This window comes from Streptomyces sp. NPDC001348, assembly GCF_053597535.1.
The window spans coordinates 300,018-318,503 of the sequence record NZ_JBSFIK010000001.1; the positions used below are offsets into that span (position 1 = coordinate 300,018).

Sequence of the window (18,486 nt, forward strand, 5' to 3'; positions counted from 1 at the left end):
GGTACCCTGAAGCATTCGCTGGAAGCAACTCGCTTCGTCGCCCGTCGTCGTAATGAAGAGAGCACCGTGGCCGCCGACAAGATCGACACCATCGTCAGCCTGAGCAAGCGCCGTGGCTTCGTATTCCCCTGCAGTGAGATCTACGGCGGACAGCGTGCCGCCTGGGACTACGGGCCGCTGGGTGTCGAGCTCAAGGAGAACATCAAGCGCCAGTGGTGGCGCTACATGGTGACGTCGCGCGAGGACGTGGTCGGTATCGACTCGTCCGTCATCCTGGCCCCCGAGGTCTGGGTCGCCTCCGGTCACGTCGCCACCTTCACGGACCCGCTGACCGAGTGCACCTCGTGTCACAAGCGGTTCCGTGCCGACCACCTTGAAGAGTGGTACGAGGAGAAGAAGGGCCACGCCCCGGCGAACGGCCTGGCCGACGTCAACTGCCCGAACTGCGGCAACAAGGGCCAGTTCACCGAGCCCAAGCAGTTCTCCGGCCTTCTCTCCACCCACCTCGGCCCGACGCAGGACTCCGGCTCCGTCGCCTACCTGCGCCCCGAGACCGCCCAGGGCATCTTCACCAACTTCGCCCAGGTGCAGGTCGCCTCGCGCAAGAAGCCGCCGTTCGGCATCGCGCAGATGGGCAAGTCCTTCCGCAACGAGATCACGCCCGGCAACTTCATCTTCCGCACCCGCGAGTTCGAGCAGATGGAGATGGAGTTCTTCGTCAAGCCGGGCGAGGACGAGAAGTGGCAGGAGTACTGGATGGAGCAGCGCTGGAACTGGTACACCGGCCTGGGCCTGCGCGAGGAGAACATGCGGTGGTACGAGCACCCGAAGGAGAAGCTCTCCCACTACTCCAAGCGCACCGCTGACATCGAGTACCGCTTCCAGTTCGGCGGCAGCGAGTGGGGCGAGCTCGAGGGCGTCGCCAACCGCACCGACTACGACCTCGGCGCTCACGCCAAGGCCTCCGGCCAGGACCTCTCCTACTTCGACCAGGAGGCCCAGGAGCGCTGGACGCCGTACGTCATCGAGCCCGCGGCCGGTGTCGGCCGCACCATGCTGGCCTTCCTCCTCGACGCCTACGTCGAGGACGAGGCGCCCAACGCCAAGGGCAAGATGGAGAAGCGCACGGTCCTGCGTCTGGACCACCGCCTGGCCCCGGTGAAGGTCGCGGTGCTGCCGCTGTCCCGCAACGCGGAGCTGTCGCCCAAGGCGAAGGGGCTCGCCCAGGCGCTGCGCCAGCACTGGAACATCGAGTTCGACGACGCGGGCGCCATCGGCCGGCGCTACCGCCGCCAGGACGAGATCGGCACCCCGTACTGCGTCACCGTGGACTTCGACACCCTCGAGGACAACGCGGTGACCGTCCGTGAGCGCGACTCGATGAAGCAGGAGCGTGTCTCGCTGGACCAGATCGAGGGCTACCTCGCGAGCCGCCTGATCGGCTGCTGACCTCCGCGACCCTCCTCCGGTGCCGGGTCCCCGTGCGGGGCCCGGCACCGGTGCGTCGCCGGGGAGCCGGCCGACACGGGCGCCGCACTCACCGGATCGCCAGGTTCTCGAGGTAGCCCCGCACGTTGCGGCGGGTCTCGGTCACACTGTCACCGCCGAACTTCTCCGCCACCGCGTCCGCCAGCACCAGGGCGGCCATCGCCTCGGCCACGATCCCCGCCGCCGGGACCGCGCACACGTCCGAACGCTGGTGATGCGCCTGCGCCGCCTCGCCGGTCGAGACGTCCACGGTCCGCAGAGCGCGCGGCACCGTCGCGATCGGCTTCATCGCCGCCCGTACCCGCAGCAGCTCACCCGTGGACAGGCCGCCCTCCGTGCCGCCCGAACGGCCCGTGGCCCGCCGGACGCCCCCATCGGTGGCGACGATCTCGTCGTGTGCCCTCGAACCCGGCACCCGGGCCAGCCCGAACCCGTCGCCGACCTCGACGCCCTTGATCGCCTGGATGCCCATCAGCGCCGCGGCCAGCCGGGCGTCCAGCCGCCGGTCCCAGTGCACGTGCGAGCCCAGTCCCACCGGAACCCCGTACGCCAGCACCTCCACCACACCACCCAGGGTGTCGCCGTCCCGGTGCGCCTGGTCGATCGCCGCGACCATCGCCTTCGACGCGTCCGCGGCCAGGCAGCGCACCGGGTCCGCGTCCAGCCGCTCCGCGTCCGCCGGCACCGGAAACACCCCGTACGGTGCCTTCGCCGACGCCAGCTCCACCACGTGGCTGACGATCTCGATGCCGGCCGTCTCCTTCAGGTACGACCGGGCCACCGCGCCCAGCGCCACCCGGGCCGCGGTCTCCCGGGCCGAGGCGCGCTCCAGGATCGGCCGGGCCTCGTCGAAGCCGTACTTCTGCATGCCGGCGAGATCGGCGTGGCCGGGCCGGGGCCGGGTCAGCGGCGCATTGCGGGCCAGACCGGCCGGCACCTCGGGGTCGACGGGGTCGGCCGCCATGACCTGCTCCCACTTGGGCCACTCGGTGTTGCCCACCATGATCGCGACCGGGGAGCCGAGGGTCAGGCCGTGCCGGACACCGCCCAGGAAGGTGACCTCGTCCCGCTCGAACTTCATGCGCGCGCCACGCCCGTAGCCGAGGCGCCGCCGTGCGAGGTGGTCCGCCACCAGCTCCGTGGTGACCGGCACGCCGGCCGGAAGGCCCTCCAGCGTCGCGACGAGTGCGGGACCGTGGGACTCCCCGGCGGTCAGCCAGCGCAACCTGCTCAAGGCTCCTCCTCGATGCATCGCGGATGCCGGACGGTCCCGTACGGCGGACCGGGCGCCGACAGGTTCGCCGCGGAGCGGAGCGGGCGGCAACGACCCGCGCGCCACTGTGTCACTTCGGGCGTCCGCAAGGGGGCGGCCGCCGAGGTGACGGCGTCCCCGTGACCTGACACAGAGGTCCCCGGGACCGTGGCCGCCCGCCCGCGCCCCGCCTAGCGTCCACAGACCCCGGTTACCTCTCGGAAGGAGCCGACCGTGCGGCCCCACACCCCTGGCGTCCACGCCCAGCACGACGTCGCCGAACCCGCGCCGAGCGGAGGGAGCGAACTGCTCGCCCACGTTCCGCGCGCCAACCCCGAGGTGATGGAGAGCATCGCCGTCGCCCTGCTCTCCCTGACCGCGCCCGGTGTGTGCCTGCAGGAGGAAGCCGCCGGAGGCGGTCCTTCCGCGGAGCGGCCGCCGACGGAGAGGTGACACAGTCGGACTGCTTGAATCGGCCAAATCCCCCCTTCCAGGTCTTTCATGGGCGGCATCCGGCCACGCACGACCAGGCGCGGCCAGGTGTGCATCCAGGGGGAAAACCATGACAACACGTCGTTCGTTCCTCGTGTCCGGCCTGCTGTCCGGGGCCGTAGTCAGCGGCGGCCTCGGGCTCGCGGGGCTCGTGGCGCCCGCGCTGTGGCCGGCCGCCGCGGACGCGGCCGAGCGGAACCGGACCACCACCGCCGTCGCCGACCTCGACCCGGGCAGCATCCCGAAGTTCGCGACCGCCATGCCGCTGCCGCGCGTCCTCGCGCCGTACAAGGTCTCCGGGACGGCCAGTTACTACCGCATGACCATGAAGGAGGCCGCCGCGGCGATCCTGCCGGGGCTGCCGGCCACCACGGTCCGCACCTACGGAGGGCAGTTCCCGGGGCCGGTCATCAAGGCGCGGTCCGGCCGGCGGACCGTGATCGAGCAGACCAACGCCCTGGGGCTGCCGGTCTCGGTGCACCTGCACGGGGCGCACGTCCCGCAGTCCGACGACGGCGGCCCGATGGACCTGATCCAGCCGGGCGCCTCGAGGACGTACACCTACCCGAACCAGCAGCCGCACGCCAACCTGTGGTTCCACGACCACGCCCACCACCAGGAGTCCGAGCACGTCTACCGCGGACTGTCCGGCTGCTATCTGCTCACCGACGAGACCGAGGAGCGGCTCCCGTTGCCCGCGGGCGAGTTCGACGTGCCGATCGCCCTGCGGGAGGCGCGCTTCGACACCGCGGGCCAGTTGGTGTACGCCATGGACGACTGGCCGAACCGCAACGTCATCCTCGCCAACGGCAGGCCGTGGCCGTACTTCGAGGTCGCGGCACGCAGATACCGGCTGCGGCTGTTCAACCACAGCAACGGACGCTTCTTCGACCTGAAGCTGTCCGACGGCTCCGAGTTCACCGTGATCGGCGGCGACGGGGGACTGCTCGCCCAGCCCGCCGGGGCGACCGTGGTGCGGCTGTCGCCGGGCGAGCGGGCCGACATCGTCGTCGACTTCTCGCGGTACCCGGTCGGCGCCAAGGTGGTCCTGGAGAACGCGCTCGGTCCCGGGCCGGTGGAGCACGTCGGGCAGGTCATGCGCTTCGACATCACCCGGACGGCGCCGGACGACAGCTTCGTGCCCGCCACCCTGCGCACCCTGCCGGAGCCGCGCACCGCGACCGTGAACCGCCGTTTCGAGCTGAGCATGGACGAGGACGGCCGCCCGGACCCGCGGGGCTGCATCAACGGCAGGACGTACGACCCCGACCGCATCGACACCGAGGTCGCATACGGCACCACCGAGATCTGGACGGTCACCAACACCAACAAGCTCGCCCCGCACAACTTCCACACGCATCTGGTGATGTTCCGCGTGCTGGAACGCAACGGCACACCCGTCACCGGCGGTCTCGAGTCGGGGCTGAAGGACACCGTCAGCATTCTGGCCGGGGAGACGGTGAAACTCCAGGCGACCTTCACCGGATATCGCGGCACATACGTCTACCACTGCCATCTCTTCGACCATTCCGCGATGGGAATGATGGGCACCTTCCGGGTGGCCTGACACCTGACGAAGTCGCCGCGCATCTGACGAAGTCCGCCGGCCCCGATTGTCGGCCGCCGGCGTCCTGCGGAAAGGTCGTCGGCGGTCACCGGACCACGGACACGCTCAAGGGAAAGGGACGCTCGACATGACGAACGTCGCCGTCATCTACTACTCCTCCACCGGCCATGTGCACACCCTCGCCACGACCGCCGCGGAGGCCGCGCTGAAGGCCGATGCCGAGGTCCGGCTGCGCAAGGTGGCCGAGCTGGCGCCGCAGGCCGCCATCGACTCCAACCCGGCGTGGGCGGCCCACCACGCGGAGACCAAGGACAACCCGGTCGCCGCCGTGGACGACCTGGAGTGGGCCGACGTCATCATGTTCGGCACGCCGACCCGCTTCGGTCTGCCGACCGCGCAGCTCAAGCAGTTCATCGACACCGCGGGCGGGCTGTGGGCGCAGGGCAAGCTGGTGAACAAGGTGGTCACCTCGTTCACGTCCACCTCGCAGACGCACGGCGGTCAGGAGAGCACGCTGCTGGCGCTGAACAACACCTTCTACCACTGGGGCGCGATCATCGTCCCGCCCGGCTACACGGACCCGATCCAGTTCCACGCGAAGACCGGCAACCCGTACGGCACCGGCCATGTGTCGTACGACAACGCGACCGCCGACGAGGCCACCCTCGCCGCGATCGAGCACCAGACCCGCCGTGCCGTCGAGATCGCCGGCGCCCTCAGGCGCGGCTTCGCGGCGGCGTGAGGACGCCGTGCGTACCCGCGCACCACGGCGACGCGCCGTCCTGCTCGGTCTGCTGGCGGCCGCATCCGTCACCGGAGCTCCGGTGACGGCCACGGCCGCGCCGGTGCGCGGCAGGACGGGGACCGGCGTCGCGGAGGACGGCCGGGTCGTCTGGGACGACTTCCGCGACGGCTTCTCGTACACCGGAGACGACGCCAGGTGGAGCCTCACCCCGACCGGGGACGGCCTGCCGTACGGCGACGGCAGGGCCACCACCTCGGCGGACGGCCTGCGGATCGTGCCCACCGGGGTCAACCCGCGCACCGGTGAGCCCGCGTTCGCCTACAGCACCGGCAAGGAGAGCGACGGCGGTGCCGGGGCGGCCGACCACCTGAAGTTCTTCGCGCTGGCCCACCACACCTCCTCGGCCGGCTTCCTCGGCTTCGACGCCGAACCGGGCAAGGTGCTCACCATCGACGTGACCCTCTCCGCCCGGACCTTCGGCACCGGACAGCACCCGTTCGGCGACGCCGTCGCCGATCCGCGCACCGACCTCAGGCTGGCCGCCGGCGCGATGAACACCGTCGACCCGGAGACGATGATGGTCTTCGACTTCTTCGTCACCAACGGCTGGGTGTACGCCTTCTACGAGCGGCTGCCCACCCCGGGCGCCGACTACGCGGCCTTCTCCTACGCCCTGCCGGTCGCCCGCCGGGCCACCCCGGACCAGGTGCACCGCCTCGCGGTGTCCTACGACCGGTCCGCGGGCACGGTGGTGTGGACGGTGAACGGCCGGGAGGTCCTCGCCGTGGACCGGATCGGCCATCTGCCGAAGGACCGTGAGCACCTGCTCCTGGACCTGGGCGGCCGCGAGGAGCTGGTCCGGCCGCGGCAGCTCGCCGGCGGCTTCGGGATGTTCACGCTCCTCGACGCCGAGATGCCCGGCCGGGAGGGCGGTCTGGTCCGCCTCACCGACCAGACGCACTACTACGACCCCGACAGCGGCACACCGGTCGAACAGCGCTTCGTCGACCCGGCGAGCCTTCCGCACAACCGTCTCTGGGGCCAGGGCGCCCGCCTCGACGTGCGCGAGGTCGGCGTCACCTCGGTGACCCGTTAGGACCCAGCAGGCACCCACAGCAGCGGCCTCCGGCCGGACGTTCGCCCCCCGCCGTCCGGTCCGGAGCCGCTTCCCGCGTTTTCCGGGCGTTTCCCGCCCTTCGTGGGGCAGCCGGGCAATTGACGAAGTGAATCCCTTTCCATTGCTCCCCGGCAGGGCAGGCCGAGACAGTGGCTGAGTCCCTGGAACCGGATTCGAACGGGAAAAGGAAAGGGAATTGCACATGCCGAAGAAAGGGCCGAAGAAAGGGCCGAGGAAAGGGCCGAAGACAGCAATCGCCGGCGGCGGGATAGGCGGCCTGGCGACCGCGCTCAGCCTGGCCCGGCGCGGACACGACGTGGTGGTGCTGGAACGCCGTGACCGCTTCACCGAACTCGGCGCGGGCATCCAGCTGGGCCCGAACGCCTTCCACGCGCTGGACGTGCTCGGAATCGGCGACGCGGTGCGCGGACGCGCGGTGCACATCGACGAGCTGCGCTTCATGGACGGCACGACCGGCGAGAAGGTCGTCTCGATGCCGCTCACCGGCGCCTACCGCGCCCGCTTCGGCAACCCGTACGCCGTGGTCCACCGCATCGACCTGTACGAGCCGCTGCTGGCGGCCTGCCGCGCCGAACCGTCGGTGGAGCTGCGCACGGACTGCTCGGTGGCGGCCTACGCACAGGACGCCGACGGGGTGACCGCCCGGCTCACCAGCGGTGAACGGGTCCACGCCGACGCGTTGATCGGCGCCGACGGCATCAACTCCGCCGTCCGTGAACAGGTCGTCGGTGACGGCCGTCCGCAGGTGTCCGGGCACACCATCTACCGCTCGGTGATCCCCATGGAGCAGGTCCCCGAGGAGCTGCGGTGGAACACCGTGACGCTGTGGGCCGGCCCGAAGTGGCACTTCGTGCACTACCCGATCGGCGGCGGGGAGTTCTTCAACCTGGCCGCCACCCGCGACGACGGTGCCACCGAGGCGGTGGTGGGCGTACCCGTCGAACGCGAGCGGGTCCTCGCCGAGTTCCCGTCCCTCGGCACCACCGCCCGGCGGCTGCTGGAGCTCGGCCGGGACTGGAGGTCGTGGGTGCTGTGCGACCGCGACCCGGTGGACCGCTGGACCGACGGCAGGGTCGTCCTGGTCGGTGACGCCGCGCACCCCATGCTCCAGTACGCCGCCCAGGGCGCCTGCCAGGCCCTCGAGGACGCCGTGGTGCTCGGTGAGCTGGCCGGCACCGAACCGGCCGACTTCGCCCAGCGCTTCGAGAAGTTCAACGCCGAGCGCCGTGAACGCACCGCCGCCGCCCAGCTGCTCGCCCGCGAGATGGGCCGGCAGCTCTACCACCCGGCCGGCCGGGCCGCGAAGACCCGTAACGCGATGCTGCGCGCGCTGTCGGAGGAGGACCTGTACGAGAAGGTCCGGTGGCTGCACGGCGGCCGGGCCGGCACGGGACACGCCCCCGGCCCGGTCCCCGTCGTCGGCGCCACCGTCTGACCGCCCGGTCCGCCCGATCCACCGCACGTCCCACGAGAGGGGAGCCGCGCAACGATGCGCCACGACAACCTGTACATCGCGGGTGTGGGGGCCTGGTACCCCAAGCCCGTGCCCGTCGAGGAGGCCATCGACGCCGGCTGGTACGACGCCGACACCCAGCGGCGCACCGGCCAGCTCGGCGTCAGTGTCGCCGGCGACGACGACACCCAGCCGGAGATGGCCGTGCGCGCCGGGAAACTGGCGGTGCTCCAGTCGGGCCTCGACACCGGCGCGTTCGGGCTGCTGCTGCACGCGACCGGCGCGTTCTGCGGTCTGGACGGCTGGAACGTCGCCTCCTATCTCCAGCAGCACGTCCTCGCCGGCCACGGTCTGTCCTTCGAGGTGAAGCAGCAGTCCAACGGAGCGATGGCCGCCATCGAGCTCGCCGCGGCCTTCCTCGTCGCGGGCACCGACCGCACGGCCGCCCTGATCACCGCCTCCGACCGCTTCACCATGCCGGTGTGGAACCGCTGGCGCACCTACCCGGGCCTGGTGTTCGGCGACGGTGCGAGCGCGGCGGTGCTCTCCCGCACCGGTGGCTTCGCCCGGGTCCTGTCCGTGGTCACCGAGAGCCGTCCCGAGCTGGAGCGCGCCCAGCGCGCCGGGCTGCCGTTCATGGCGTACGCCGACACCAGCGACCCGGAGGCCTACCCGGTCAACCTGATCAAGCGGATGCAGACCTTCGCCGACGAGGAGCACGGCGGGCGGATCGGCGAGGTCTTCAAGGTGATGAACCAGGCCCTGATCCGCTCGGTGGAGGGTGCCGCGCAGGAGGCCGGGATCAGGGCCGCCGACGCCGACCACCTGGTCTTCCCGAACTTCGGCCGGACCATGCTGCGCCAGGAGGTACTCATGCCGCTCGGGCTGGACGCCGGGAGGACGGTGTCCGAGTGGGCCCGGGAGACCGGGCACGTGGGGGCCACCGACCAGTTCGGCGGCCTGGAGTACCTGGTGCGCTCGGGCCGGCTGGAGCCGGGCCACCGGGTACTGCTGACCGGGATCGGGCTCGGCTTCAACTGGACCACCGCGGTCCTGGAGATCACCGAGCGACCGGTCCCGGTGACGGACTGAGCCCGCGAACGCCGAAGGGCCCGGACGCCGCGAGCGCCCGGGCCCTTCGCGCGGACGGGCGGGTCAGACCGCCATCGTGTCCAGCTCCGTCAGGTCCTGTGCCGTCAGGCGCAGCCCGGCGGCCGCGATGTTCTCCTCCAGGTGCGCCACCGACGACGTGCCCGGGATGCACACCAGGTTGGGGGAGCGGCCCAGCAGCCAGGCCAGGGCCACCTGGTAGGGGGTGACGCCGTGCCGTTCGGCGACCAGGTCGACGGGCCCCGCGTCGAGCGGCACGTTCCGCGGCACCTTCGCGTCCCTGCCGGGCGTCTTCTCGGCGTGCAGCAGGGTGTACGTGCCGAGCGGGAAGAAGGACATGTAGGCGATGCCGGCCTCCGCGCAGGCCCGCAATGTCGCCTCGTCGTCGCGGCGGACGACGTTGTACTCGTTCTGCACGCACACCACGGGTGCGATGGAGCGGGCCTCGGCGAGCTGGGCCGGGGTGACGTTGCTGACGCCCAGGTGCCGGATCAGGCCCTCCTCGCGCAGCTCGGCGAGGGCGCCGAAGGGTTCGGCGAGGGAGCCGTCGGGGCCGATGCCACCGCCCTCGGCGACGATGCGGAGGTTGACCACGTCGAGGCGGTCCCGGCCCAGGTGGCGCAGGTTGGCGTGCACGGCCTCGCGCAGCTCGCGGGGGGACAGCGCGGCCGGCCACTCCTTGTCCGGGGTGCGCCGCGCGCCGACCTTGGTGACGATCACCAGGTCGTCGTCGTAGGGGTGCAGGGCCTCGCGGATGAGCTCGTTCACGACGTGGGGGCCGTAGTAGTCACTGGTGTCGATGTGGTTGACCCCGAGTTCCCGGGCGCGTCGCAGTACGGCGAGGGCGGCCGAGCGGTCCTTCGGCGGGCCGTAGACGCCCGGGCCGGCCAGCTGCATGGCGCCGTATCCCATGCGGTGGACGACGAGGTCACCGCCGAGGGTGACCGATCCGGCGGCGTCGGCGCGCACGAGGGTGTGCGTGGTCATGAAGGAACTCTCCTCACGAGGACGGGAACGTGGGCGGAAACGTGGACTGGAACGTGGGGGAAGAAGCGGGGACGTGACGTCAGGCGGTGCGGCGCGGTGCGCGGCCCAGGCAGATCCACACGAGGGCGGCCGCGACGGCGGTGAGCAGGGTGTCGGCACCCAGGGCGAGGCGGACGCCGGACAGGACGGCGTCGTCGTAGCGGTGCGAGGAGGCCAGGGCGTGGATGCGGCCGCTGGCGACCGCGCTCATCACCGGGGTGCCCATCGCCAGGGCCACCTGCTGGGTCATGGTGGCCAGTCCGGTGGCGAGGCCCTGCTCGTCGTCCGGCAGGTTGGAGGTGCCCGTGACCATGTACGCCACCACGCCCATGACGTGGCCGAACGCACCCGCGGTCAGGACCGCGAGGACCGGCACGATGCCGTGCCCGGCGCCGGTGGACACGAACACGCCGAGCGGGCCGAGGAGCTGGACGACGAGCCCGGCCACGAGGGTGCGACGGCCGCCGTACCGGCCGATGATCCGGGGAGCCAGGGCGCCGCCGAGGAAGGCCGAGACGCCGAGCACCGAGAAGGCGATGCCGGTGGCGAGCGGCGAGTAGCCGAGGACCTCCTGCAGATACAGGGTGACCAGGAAGATCACGGCGGTCTGCAGGGTGATGAGGGCGAAACCGCCCAGGTTGCCCCAGCGGACGGTGGGCGTGCGCAGGATGCGCACGGAGGCGAGCGGGGCGTCGGAGCGCAGCTCGACACGCCAGAACGCGCCCAGCAGGACGGCACCGGCGGCTACGCAGCCGAGCACCAGCGGACTGCCCCAGCCCAGGTCGGGGCTGCGGGAGACGCCGTAGACCAGGGCGAGCAGCCCGAGGCTCACGGTGACCGCGCCGGGCACGTCCATCCGGGAGCGCTCGGCCGCCCGGCTCTCCTTCAGCAGCACCGGGGACAGCACGACGATGGCGAGACCGACCGGCACGTTGACCAGGAACGACCAGCGCCAGCTCAGCAGGCCGGTGAGCAGCCCGCCGGCCACCGCGCCGACGGTGAAGCCGAGCGAGATCATGGTGCCGTTCACACCGAGCGCCCTGGCCCGCAGCGGTCCCTCGGGAAACGACGTGGTCATGAGCGCGAGCGCCGCCGGTGTGGCCATGGCCGTGGCGATGCCCTGGGCGACGCGGGCGGCGATCAGGACGGCCGGGCTCTGCGCGGCGGCTCCCAGCACGGACGACGCCACGAGCAGGGCCACACCGGCGACGAACACCAGGCGCCGCCCGTACAGATCGGCGATCCGCCCGAACAGCAGCGTGAAACCGGCGGAGGTGAGCGCGAACGCGGTGGTGATCCAGTGCAGGTCGCCGACGGCGAAGCCGAGGCCGGAACCGATCACCGGGATCGCGACGTTGAGCAGCGGCAGGTCCGCGGCGAGCAGGAAGGTGGAGCTGAGCAGCAGGATCAGCACGGACCGCTGACGGCTCGTCATACGGGGTGCCGCGGGGGGACGCGCGGGGCCGCCGGTGCCCTGCTCGTGCGCCGCCTCCGGGGAGAGGGGAACGGAACGGGGCCGGCGTGCCGAATCGTCCAGCACGGACATGATGAAACACCCTTTCGTGCGAGTGTGCGTCATGCTCCGTGAGTGCGCGAAGGGACGTCGATCGCGGACGGCTGACTTCGTCAGGTGGGCGAACCGCGTCTGACGAAGTCGGCGGCGCCTGACAAAGTCCTTCCGGCGATCTTCGGACGCGGAGACGGCCGTGCCCAGAATTCGGGTCGAATCACCCGTCCCGCACGCGCCGGAGGAATGTCCCATGACCGCGCAGGCCGAACCGCAGTCCCTGTACTCGTCCGACCCGGCCGTCGTGACCGTCTGGTCGGACATCGGCTGCCCCTGGGCGACCCTGGCCCTGCACACGCTGCACGCCGCAGCCCGCGCGCGGGGCCGCCGGATTCTCGTCGACCACCGGGTCTTCCCGCTGGAGCTGTTCAACGCGCAGTCCACGCCCAAGCCGATCATCGACGCCGAGACGGTGGCGATCGGGGCCAAGGTGCCCGAGCTGGGCTGGCGGCTGTGGCCCGGTCCCGACTGGAGCTACCCGGTGACCACGCTGCCCGCGCTGGAGGCCGTGCAGGCGGCGAAGGCGCCCGAGGTGGGCGGGTTGCCCGCGAGCGACGAGCTGGACACCGCACTGCGGCACGCCTTCTACGCGGAGGGCCGGTGCATCAGCGTCCCCTCGGAGATCCTCGCCGTCGCCGCCGACTGCCCGCTGGTGGAGGAGGCGGCGCTCGCCGACGCCCTGGAGCGGGGCACGGCCCGGGCGGCCGTCCACCATGACTTCGCCGTCGCGCGCGGTCCGCGGGTGCAGGGCAGCCCGCACCTGTTCACCGCCGCCGGTACCGATGTGCACAACCCGGGGGCCGACTTCACATGGACGGGCGACCCGAACGCGGGCGGGTTCCCGCACTTCCGTTCCTACACGCCCGACTGGGCCGGCGACCTGATCGACAAGCTGCCCGAACCGACGGCCGTTCGACCCGCCTGATCCGCGTTTTCCCATTCCTGGAAGGGAGCCCGCAGTTGTCCGCCGCAGACCCCATTCTCGAACTGCCGTACGGTGTGTCCCCGGACCCGGACGCATTCCTGCGCGCCGCCGTCCGCTGGCACTTCTCCGAGGAGACCGGTTCGCCGTTCTGGCTGGAACGCGCCGATCGGCTGGACTTCGACCCCCGCACCGACATCCGCACCTTCGACGACCTGAAACTGTTCCCGAACGTCGCCAACGAACTGCGCGACGTACGCGCCGAGGACCTGATCCCGCTCGGCTACGGACCGCACCGCCCCCCGGTCGTCGGCGTCTTCGACAGCGGCGGCACCACCGGGGCGCCCAAGCGCGTCGTCATGCTCCAGGAGTGGCTGGACCTGCTGCTCGCGCACAGCAACGCCCAGCTCGACGCGCACGGCGTGCCGAGGGGTGTGAACTGGCTGCTGGCGATCCCGTCCGGGCCGCACATGGTCGGCGCGTCCTTCCAGCAGCTGGTGACGGCACGCGGCGGGTTCTCCTTCTCCGTCGACGTCGACCCGCGCTGGGTGAAGAAGATCATCGCCCGCGGCGACCGGACCGAGGCCGAGCTGTACACCGAGCACCTGGTCGACCAGCTCCAGCACCCGCTGCGCTCCCAGGACGTCGGCGTCCTCATGCTCACCCCGCCGGTCCTGGAACGCCTGTGCCACCGCGACGAACTCGTCGACCTGGTGCGCAAGAAGGTGAAGGCCATCATGTGGGTCGGCACACAACTCGACCCGGACACCCGGCACCTGTACCGGACGGAGCTGTTCCCCGACGCCGTCCTGTGCGGCGGCTTCGGCAACACGATGACCCTCGGCCACGTCAGCGAGCGGGCCGGCCTGACCGACGACGAACCGTGCGTCTACGACCCCTTCTCGCCGTACATGACGTACAACGTCATCGACCTCGAGGCGCGCAGGCCCGTCGAGTACGGCGAGCGCGGGCGGGTCGTCATGCACTACGTCGGCAAGAGCCTGTTCCTGCCCAACAACGTCGAGCGCGACACCGCCCTGCGCATCCGCCCGCTGCCCGGCCAGGTGGGCGACTCGGTGGCGGACATCGCCCCGGTGCGTGAGTTCGACGACGAGAAGGTCATCGAGGGGGTGTACTGATGGGCGCGTCGAACCCGGAGGCACTCGTCCTGGACGCGCTGGGCCCCTCCGGCCCCTACCGCACCCGGCGCCGGGAGACCGTCACCGACACCACGGGCGCGCCCGCCGCCGAACTCTGCCTGGTCCCCGGCCTGTTCGTGACCCGGGCGCTGGCCGCACTGCGCGCGGCGGCGCCCCCGCCGCGCGAGGAACGGCTCGCCGCCCTCGCCCGCGCCGCCCGGATCTTCCGCGAGGACACCGTGCACGGCCTGTCGTACGAGGACTACGAACGGACCGTGGCCCGGGTCGCCGGCATCCCGCTGCCCGCCGTACGGTCCGCCGCCGACGAGATCGCCGACTCGGCGCGCCGCCCCCTGGCCGGCTCCTACGGCGCGCTGCCCGGCGGCGCGGTGCTCGACTGGGGTGACCCGCGCACCCGCACCGGGGCCGCGGTGTGGACCCGGCGCGGCGGGGTGCTCGCGGTGGGCGCGGCCGGCAACCATCCCGCGCCGCACGCCCTGTGGCTCGAGGCGCTGGCCCTCGGTTACCGGGTCGCCGTACGGCCCTCCCGCCGTGAGCCCTTCACCCCCCACCGCCTGGTCGCGTCCCTGCGTACGGCCGGCTTCGGCGACGACCACGTGATGCTGCTGCCCACCGACCACGCGGGCGCCGACGAGGTGCTGCGCGGCGCCGACCTGTCCCTCGTGTACGGCGGCGACGACGTCGTGCACAAGTACGCGGCCGACCCCACCGTGCTCGTCCAGGGGCCGGGCCGCACCAAGGTGCTGATCACCGAGGGCGCCGACTGGCGGGCACATCTGGACACCCTGGTCGGCTCGGTCGCCCACCACGGCGGCGTCAAGTGCGTCAACGCCACCGCGGTCCTGGTCGAGGGCGATCCCGCCCCGGTGGCCCGCGCCCTCGCCGAACGGCTCGGCGCGCTGCCGAGCCTGCCCGCCGACGACGAGAAGGCCGCCCTGCCGGTGCAGCCGGTGGAGCGCGCCCGCGCCCTGGAGCGGCACCTGCTGGAGCGCGCCCGGGGCACCACGGCCCACCTCGGCGGCGACGGCGTCGTGGAGGAACTCCCCGGCGGTGGCGCGGTGCTGCGCCCCGCCGTGTTCGAGGCGCCGCACCTGAAGGGCGGCTGGCACACCGCCGAACTCCCCTTCCCCTGCGTGTGGGTGGCACCGTGGAGCCGCTCGGACGGCACGGCGCCGCTGCGCGGGTCGCTCGTCCTGGGCGTGTTCGTCGGCGACGTGGAGCGGGACCGGGACCTGGTCGACCAGCTGGTCGCCGAGCCGACGATCGCCAACGTCCACGTGGGCGACCACCCCACCCACTGGATGGACCGCGGTGTGCCGCACGACGGCTACCTCGGCGAGTTCCTGATGCGGACGAAGACCGTCATCCGCGGTTGCGTGAAAGGCCGGACATCACCATGACCACCCCACAGCAGTCGGCGGCGGACCCGGGGCGCCGGGCCGCCGTCCTCACCGGACTCGGTACGTTCCTGCCGCCGCGCGCCGTGCGCAACGAGGAACTGTCCGAGCACCTCGACACCAGCGACGAGTGGATCCGCACCCGCACCGGCATCCGGCAGCGGTACTGGGCCGACCCCGGTACCGCCACCGGTGACCTCGCCGTGGAGGCGGGCGCCCGCGCACTGAAGTCGGCGGGTGTGACCGGTGCCGACGCCGTCGTCCTGGCCACGACCACACCGGACCACCCCTGTCCGGCGACCGCGCCCTGGGTCGCCGCCCGGCTGGGGCTCGGCCCGGTGGCCGCCCATGACGTGGCCGCCGTGTGCGCCGGGTTCGTCTACGCCCTGGCGAGCGCCACCGGGCTCATCGCGTCCGGAGTCGCCGAGCGGGTCCTCGTTATCGGCGCCGAGACGTACTCCGGCATCCTCGACCCCACCGACCGCAACACCGCGGTGATCTTCGGGGACGGGGCCGGCGCGGTCGTCCTGGAAGCGGGCCGCGCCGACGCGCCGGGCGCGCTGCTCGGCTTCGACCTCGGCAGCGACGGCACGCAGCACGATCTGATCGCCATCCCCGGCGGGGGCTCCCGGCAGCGTTCCGGGGGCAACCCGCCCGACCCGGCGACGAGTTGGTTCACGATGCAGGGCAAGAAGGTCTTCGCCCGGGCCGTGGCCGCCATGGGCGGCTCCTCCGCCGCCGTTCTGGACCGCGTGGGCTGGCCCCGCGGATCCGTCGACCGTCTCGTCGGCCACCAGGCCAACGTGCGCATCCTGCACGCGGTCGCCGACCGGCTCGGCATCGACCGCGAGCGGGCCGTCGTCAACCTCGACCGCGTCGGCAACACCTCCGCGGCGTCCATCCCGCTCGCCCTCGCCGACGCGGTCGCCGACGGCGGCCTCCGTACCGGCGAACGCGTCCTGCTCACCGCCTTCGGCGGCGGGCTGGCCTGGGGCTCCACGGCCCTGGTCTGGCCCGACGTCACACCCTGCTGACCCTCACACCCGGAAAGGCCGAACCCATGACCGTCCTTGCCCACAGCGCGATCGCCGAGCACATCACCGAGCTCATGGCCGAGAAGTTCAGGGTCCCCGCGGGCCATGTCGACGTCACCGCCGAGTTCGCGACGATGGAGCTGGACTCGCTCGACCTCGTGGAGCTCGCCGTGATCCTCTCCGACCACTACGGAGTGGCCCTCGAGGACACCGAGATAGAGGAGGCCGGAACCATCGAGAACACCGTCGCACTGCTGCGGGACAAGGGCGTCCCGCTGGGCTGACCGCCACCAGGACCAGGGCCCGGAACGCGGACGGCGCGTTCCGGGCCCTTCGGCGTACGGCGGTTCAGACAGTCGCCTTGCGGTCCAGGACCAGGTCGTGGCCCACGATGTACGACGCCTCGTCCGAGGCCAGCCAGACCACCGTGTCGGCGATCTGCTCGACGCTCGCCCCACGGCCCAGCGGGCAGGGGCTGATGGCGTTGATGCGGATGCCGCGGTCGGCGTACTCGCGGGCCGCGGTCTGGGTGAGCGCGCTGACCGCCGCCTTGGACGCGGCGTAGGCGCCGAGCCCCGGCAGCATTCCCTGGACGCCTATATTGCTCGCGGTGTTGATGATGACACCGCGTCCCGCTTTCTCCATGTACGCGATTTCATGCTTCATGGCCAGCCAGACGCCGGTGAGATTGGCCGTCAGTGTTTCCGCCCAGACGTTTTCGTGGATTTCCGCCACGGGCTGGTTCGGGCCGAGTTCGGTGACGTTGTTGAAGGCCACGTCCACCGTGCCGTGCCGGCGTACCGCCTCCGCCACGATGTGTTCCGCACCGCTCTCGCCCGTGCCCGCCGGGTCCGCCACGACAAGGGACACCCTGCCGCCCCGCCCTTCGATCAACTCACAGGTTTCGTCCAGGGTTTCCAGGTGTCGTCCGGCCACCACCACGGTTGCGCCCGCGTCGGCGAAGGCGATGGACGCGGCCCGTCCGATTCCCTCGCCGCCTCCCGTGACGAGGACGATCTGACCGGTGAATCGTGCCGACATCGGAGTTCTCCTGATTCTACGGGTGCGATTTCCGGGGATTTCCGGGGAGTTCCGGGGAGGCCGGGGCGCTCTCGGCCCCCGCCGTCCGTCACGAGCCTCGCGTTTCCGCGTCGTACCGGCAACGAAAGCCGCTGTTTCCTGTCAGGTCGCCACCCGCAGGTGACGAAGTTTCCGTACGCCGATTGCCGCCCGTGGAAAGCGCGGCCGACACTCCCTTCCGGCAGGCACCACAGCGGACCGAAGGGAATCGATGTGCTGACGATCTCGTGGACCCGGGTCATCGACGGCGTGGACGAGGAGACGGGCCGCGTCCCCACCCGTGCGGGCCTGTGGCAGGCGATGCTGGACAAGGCGCAGAACCCCGTCCGGTACGTGCCCGCCATCACCTCCTCCCGGATCGTGGAGCGGTACGCCGACGGGTTCCTGCGCGAGTCCGAGCGCGGCGAACGCTTCCTCGTCCAGCGGGTGACACCCGACGAGAAGGCCGGCGTCATCACCTTCCGGAACGAGGACGAGACGGATCTCTCGCTGATCCGCAACGAGATCGGCAGGGACGACCAGGGCCGGCTCACCCTCACGCTGAGCATCACCCTGGACGAGGGCCCGACGGCCGCGGCCCTGTCGCAGAGCGCCTATCTGCGCGACCTGGACTCCGACTTCCGCGGCACGCTGAAGGCGATGGCGGCGGTGCTGCGCCGCACGGCCCTGCACGGCGTCCCGGCGCCGCACTGACGACCGCCCGGCAGACCGGCGCGGAGCCGGTCCGCCGGGCGGCGGCCTCGGCCTGGCGGCGTCAGGACGCGACGTGCTCCAGGGCGAGGCCGTACCCGGACAGCACCGCCAGGTCGTGCACGCCCTCGACGGTCGCCTCGACGTCGAACAGCGTGCGCTGCGCAGGCGGCCCGCCGATCAGCTCGGCGGCCCGCGCGGGCAGCGGCCGGGCGGCGGCCTCGGCCTGGCGGCGTCAGGACGCGACGTGCTCCAGGGCGAGGCCGTGCCCGGACAGCACCGCCAGGTCGTGCACGCCCTCGACGGTCGCCTCGACGTCGAACAGCGTGCGCTGCGCAGGCGGCCCGCCGATCAGCTCGGCGGCC

Annotated in this window: 18 protein-coding genes; 14 read left to right on the forward strand and 4 right to left on the reverse strand. The window is 72.0% G+C overall.

What is annotated here, in order from left to right:
• The first annotated feature begins 66 nt into the window (after positions 1–66).
• Complete coding sequence (locus tag ACWC21_RS01390; protein WP_450876863.1) at positions 67–1,449, forward strand: glycine--tRNA ligase; 1,383 nt, start codon at positions 67–69, stop codon at positions 1,447–1,449.
• 88 nt (positions 1,450–1,537) lie between these two features.
• On the opposite strand, the gene aroC is transcribed toward ACWC21_RS01390, so the two are convergent.
• Complete coding sequence (gene aroC, locus ACWC21_RS01395) at positions 1,538–2,722, reverse strand: chorismate synthase (RefSeq protein ID WP_450876865.1); 1,185 nt, start codon at positions 2,720–2,722, stop codon at positions 1,538–1,540.
• Between the two features lie 252 nt (positions 2,723–2,974).
• Between aroC and ACWC21_RS01400 the strand changes: the two genes are divergently transcribed.
• From ACWC21_RS01400 to ACWC21_RS01425, 6 genes are all read left to right on the forward strand, one after another.
• The gene (locus ACWC21_RS01400) at positions 2,975–3,193 is read left to right on the forward strand and encodes a hypothetical protein (protein ID WP_450876867.1); all 219 of its coding nucleotides are present in this window, start codon (positions 2,975–2,977) and stop codon (positions 3,191–3,193) included.
• A gap of 109 nt (positions 3,194–3,302) precedes the next feature.
• Positions 3,303–4,799, forward strand: coding sequence for a multicopper oxidase family protein (locus ACWC21_RS01405; RefSeq protein WP_450876868.1), 1,497 nt, complete (start codon positions 3,303–3,305; stop codon positions 4,797–4,799).
• A 127-nt stretch (positions 4,800–4,926) separates the two neighbouring features.
• On the forward strand, positions 4,927–5,541 hold the full coding sequence (gene wrbA, locus ACWC21_RS01410) for an NAD(P)H:quinone oxidoreductase (protein ID WP_450876870.1): 615 nt from the start codon (positions 4,927–4,929) through the stop codon (positions 5,539–5,541).
• 7 nt (positions 5,542–5,548) lie between these two features.
• On the forward strand, positions 5,549–6,640 hold the full coding sequence (locus ACWC21_RS01415; RefSeq protein ID WP_450876872.1) for a DUF6081 family protein: 1,092 nt from the start codon (positions 5,549–5,551) through the stop codon (positions 6,638–6,640).
• A 223-nt stretch (positions 6,641–6,863) separates the two neighbouring features.
• Complete coding sequence (locus tag ACWC21_RS01420) at positions 6,864–8,117, forward strand: 3-hydroxybenzoate 6-monooxygenase (RefSeq protein ID WP_450876874.1); 1,254 nt, start codon at positions 6,864–6,866, stop codon at positions 8,115–8,117.
• A 54-nt stretch (positions 8,118–8,171) separates the two neighbouring features.
• The gene (locus tag ACWC21_RS01425) at positions 8,172–9,227 is read left to right on the forward strand and encodes a ketoacyl-ACP synthase III family protein (protein ID WP_450876876.1); all 1,056 of its coding nucleotides are present in this window, start codon (positions 8,172–8,174) and stop codon (positions 9,225–9,227) included.
• Positions 9,228–9,290: 63 nt separating this feature from the next.
• On the opposite strand, the gene ACWC21_RS01430 is transcribed toward ACWC21_RS01425, so the two are convergent.
• Positions 9,291–10,232 (reverse strand): oxidoreductase, encoded by a 942-nt coding sequence (locus ACWC21_RS01430; RefSeq protein WP_450876878.1) that lies wholly within the window; start codon positions 10,230–10,232, stop codon positions 9,291–9,293.
• A gap of 79 nt (positions 10,233–10,311) precedes the next feature.
• The gene (locus ACWC21_RS01435; protein WP_450876880.1) at positions 10,312–11,817 is read right to left on the reverse strand and encodes an MFS transporter; all 1,506 of its coding nucleotides are present in this window, start codon (positions 11,815–11,817) and stop codon (positions 10,312–10,314) included.
• 214 nt (positions 11,818–12,031) lie between these two features.
• Here ACWC21_RS01435 and ACWC21_RS01440 point away from each other — a divergent pair, with 214 nt between their 5' ends.
• Genes ACWC21_RS01440 through ACWC21_RS01460 form a run of 5 tightly spaced genes read left to right on the forward strand, consistent with a single transcriptional unit; the run spans position 12,032 to position 16,635 of the window.
• Positions 12,032–12,763, forward strand: a complete 732-nt coding sequence (locus ACWC21_RS01440) for a DsbA family oxidoreductase (RefSeq protein WP_450876882.1) — start codon at positions 12,032–12,034, stop codon at positions 12,761–12,763.
• Positions 12,764–12,798: 35 nt separating this feature from the next.
• A complete protein-coding gene (locus ACWC21_RS01445) occupies positions 12,799–13,899 on the forward strand; it encodes a phenazine antibiotic biosynthesis protein (RefSeq protein ID WP_450876884.1) in 1,101 nt (366 codons plus the stop codon).
• Positions 13,899–15,320: an aldehyde dehydrogenase family protein gene (locus tag ACWC21_RS01450; protein ID WP_450876886.1), complete on the forward strand. Its 1,422-nt coding sequence runs from the start codon at positions 13,899–13,901 to the stop codon at positions 15,318–15,320. Before ACWC21_RS01445 ends, ACWC21_RS01450 begins: the two co-directional genes overlap by 1 nt.
• Entirely contained in the window at positions 15,317–16,351 is a 1,035-nt protein-coding gene (locus ACWC21_RS01455; protein ID WP_450876888.1) for a beta-ketoacyl-ACP synthase III, read from the forward strand. The genes ACWC21_RS01450 and ACWC21_RS01455 overlap by 4 nt, the downstream gene beginning before the upstream one ends.
• 26 nt (positions 16,352–16,377) lie before the next feature.
• Positions 16,378–16,635 carry an acyl carrier protein gene (locus ACWC21_RS01460; protein WP_450876890.1) on the forward strand — a complete coding sequence of 86 codons (258 nt, stop codon included), beginning with the start codon at positions 16,378–16,380 and terminating at the stop codon, positions 16,633–16,635.
• Positions 16,636–16,699: 64 nt separating this feature from the next.
• Here the strand turns inward: ACWC21_RS01460 and ACWC21_RS01465 are convergent, their stop codons facing one another.
• Positions 16,700–17,392 (reverse strand): SDR family NAD(P)-dependent oxidoreductase, encoded by a 693-nt coding sequence (locus ACWC21_RS01465; RefSeq protein WP_450876892.1) that lies wholly within the window; start codon positions 17,390–17,392, stop codon positions 16,700–16,702.
• Between the two features lie 252 nt (positions 17,393–17,644).
• On the opposite strand from ACWC21_RS01465, the gene ACWC21_RS01470 reads away from it, so the two are divergent.
• Positions 17,645–18,124 (forward strand): AtaL-like protein, encoded by a 480-nt coding sequence (locus ACWC21_RS01470; protein ID WP_450876893.1) that lies wholly within the window; start codon positions 17,645–17,647, stop codon positions 18,122–18,124.
• Positions 18,125–18,197: 73 nt separating this feature from the next.
• Positions 18,198–18,486, forward strand: a 289-nt coding sequence (locus ACWC21_RS01475) for a hypothetical protein (RefSeq protein ID WP_450876895.1), incomplete at its 3' end; no start/stop codon positions are given.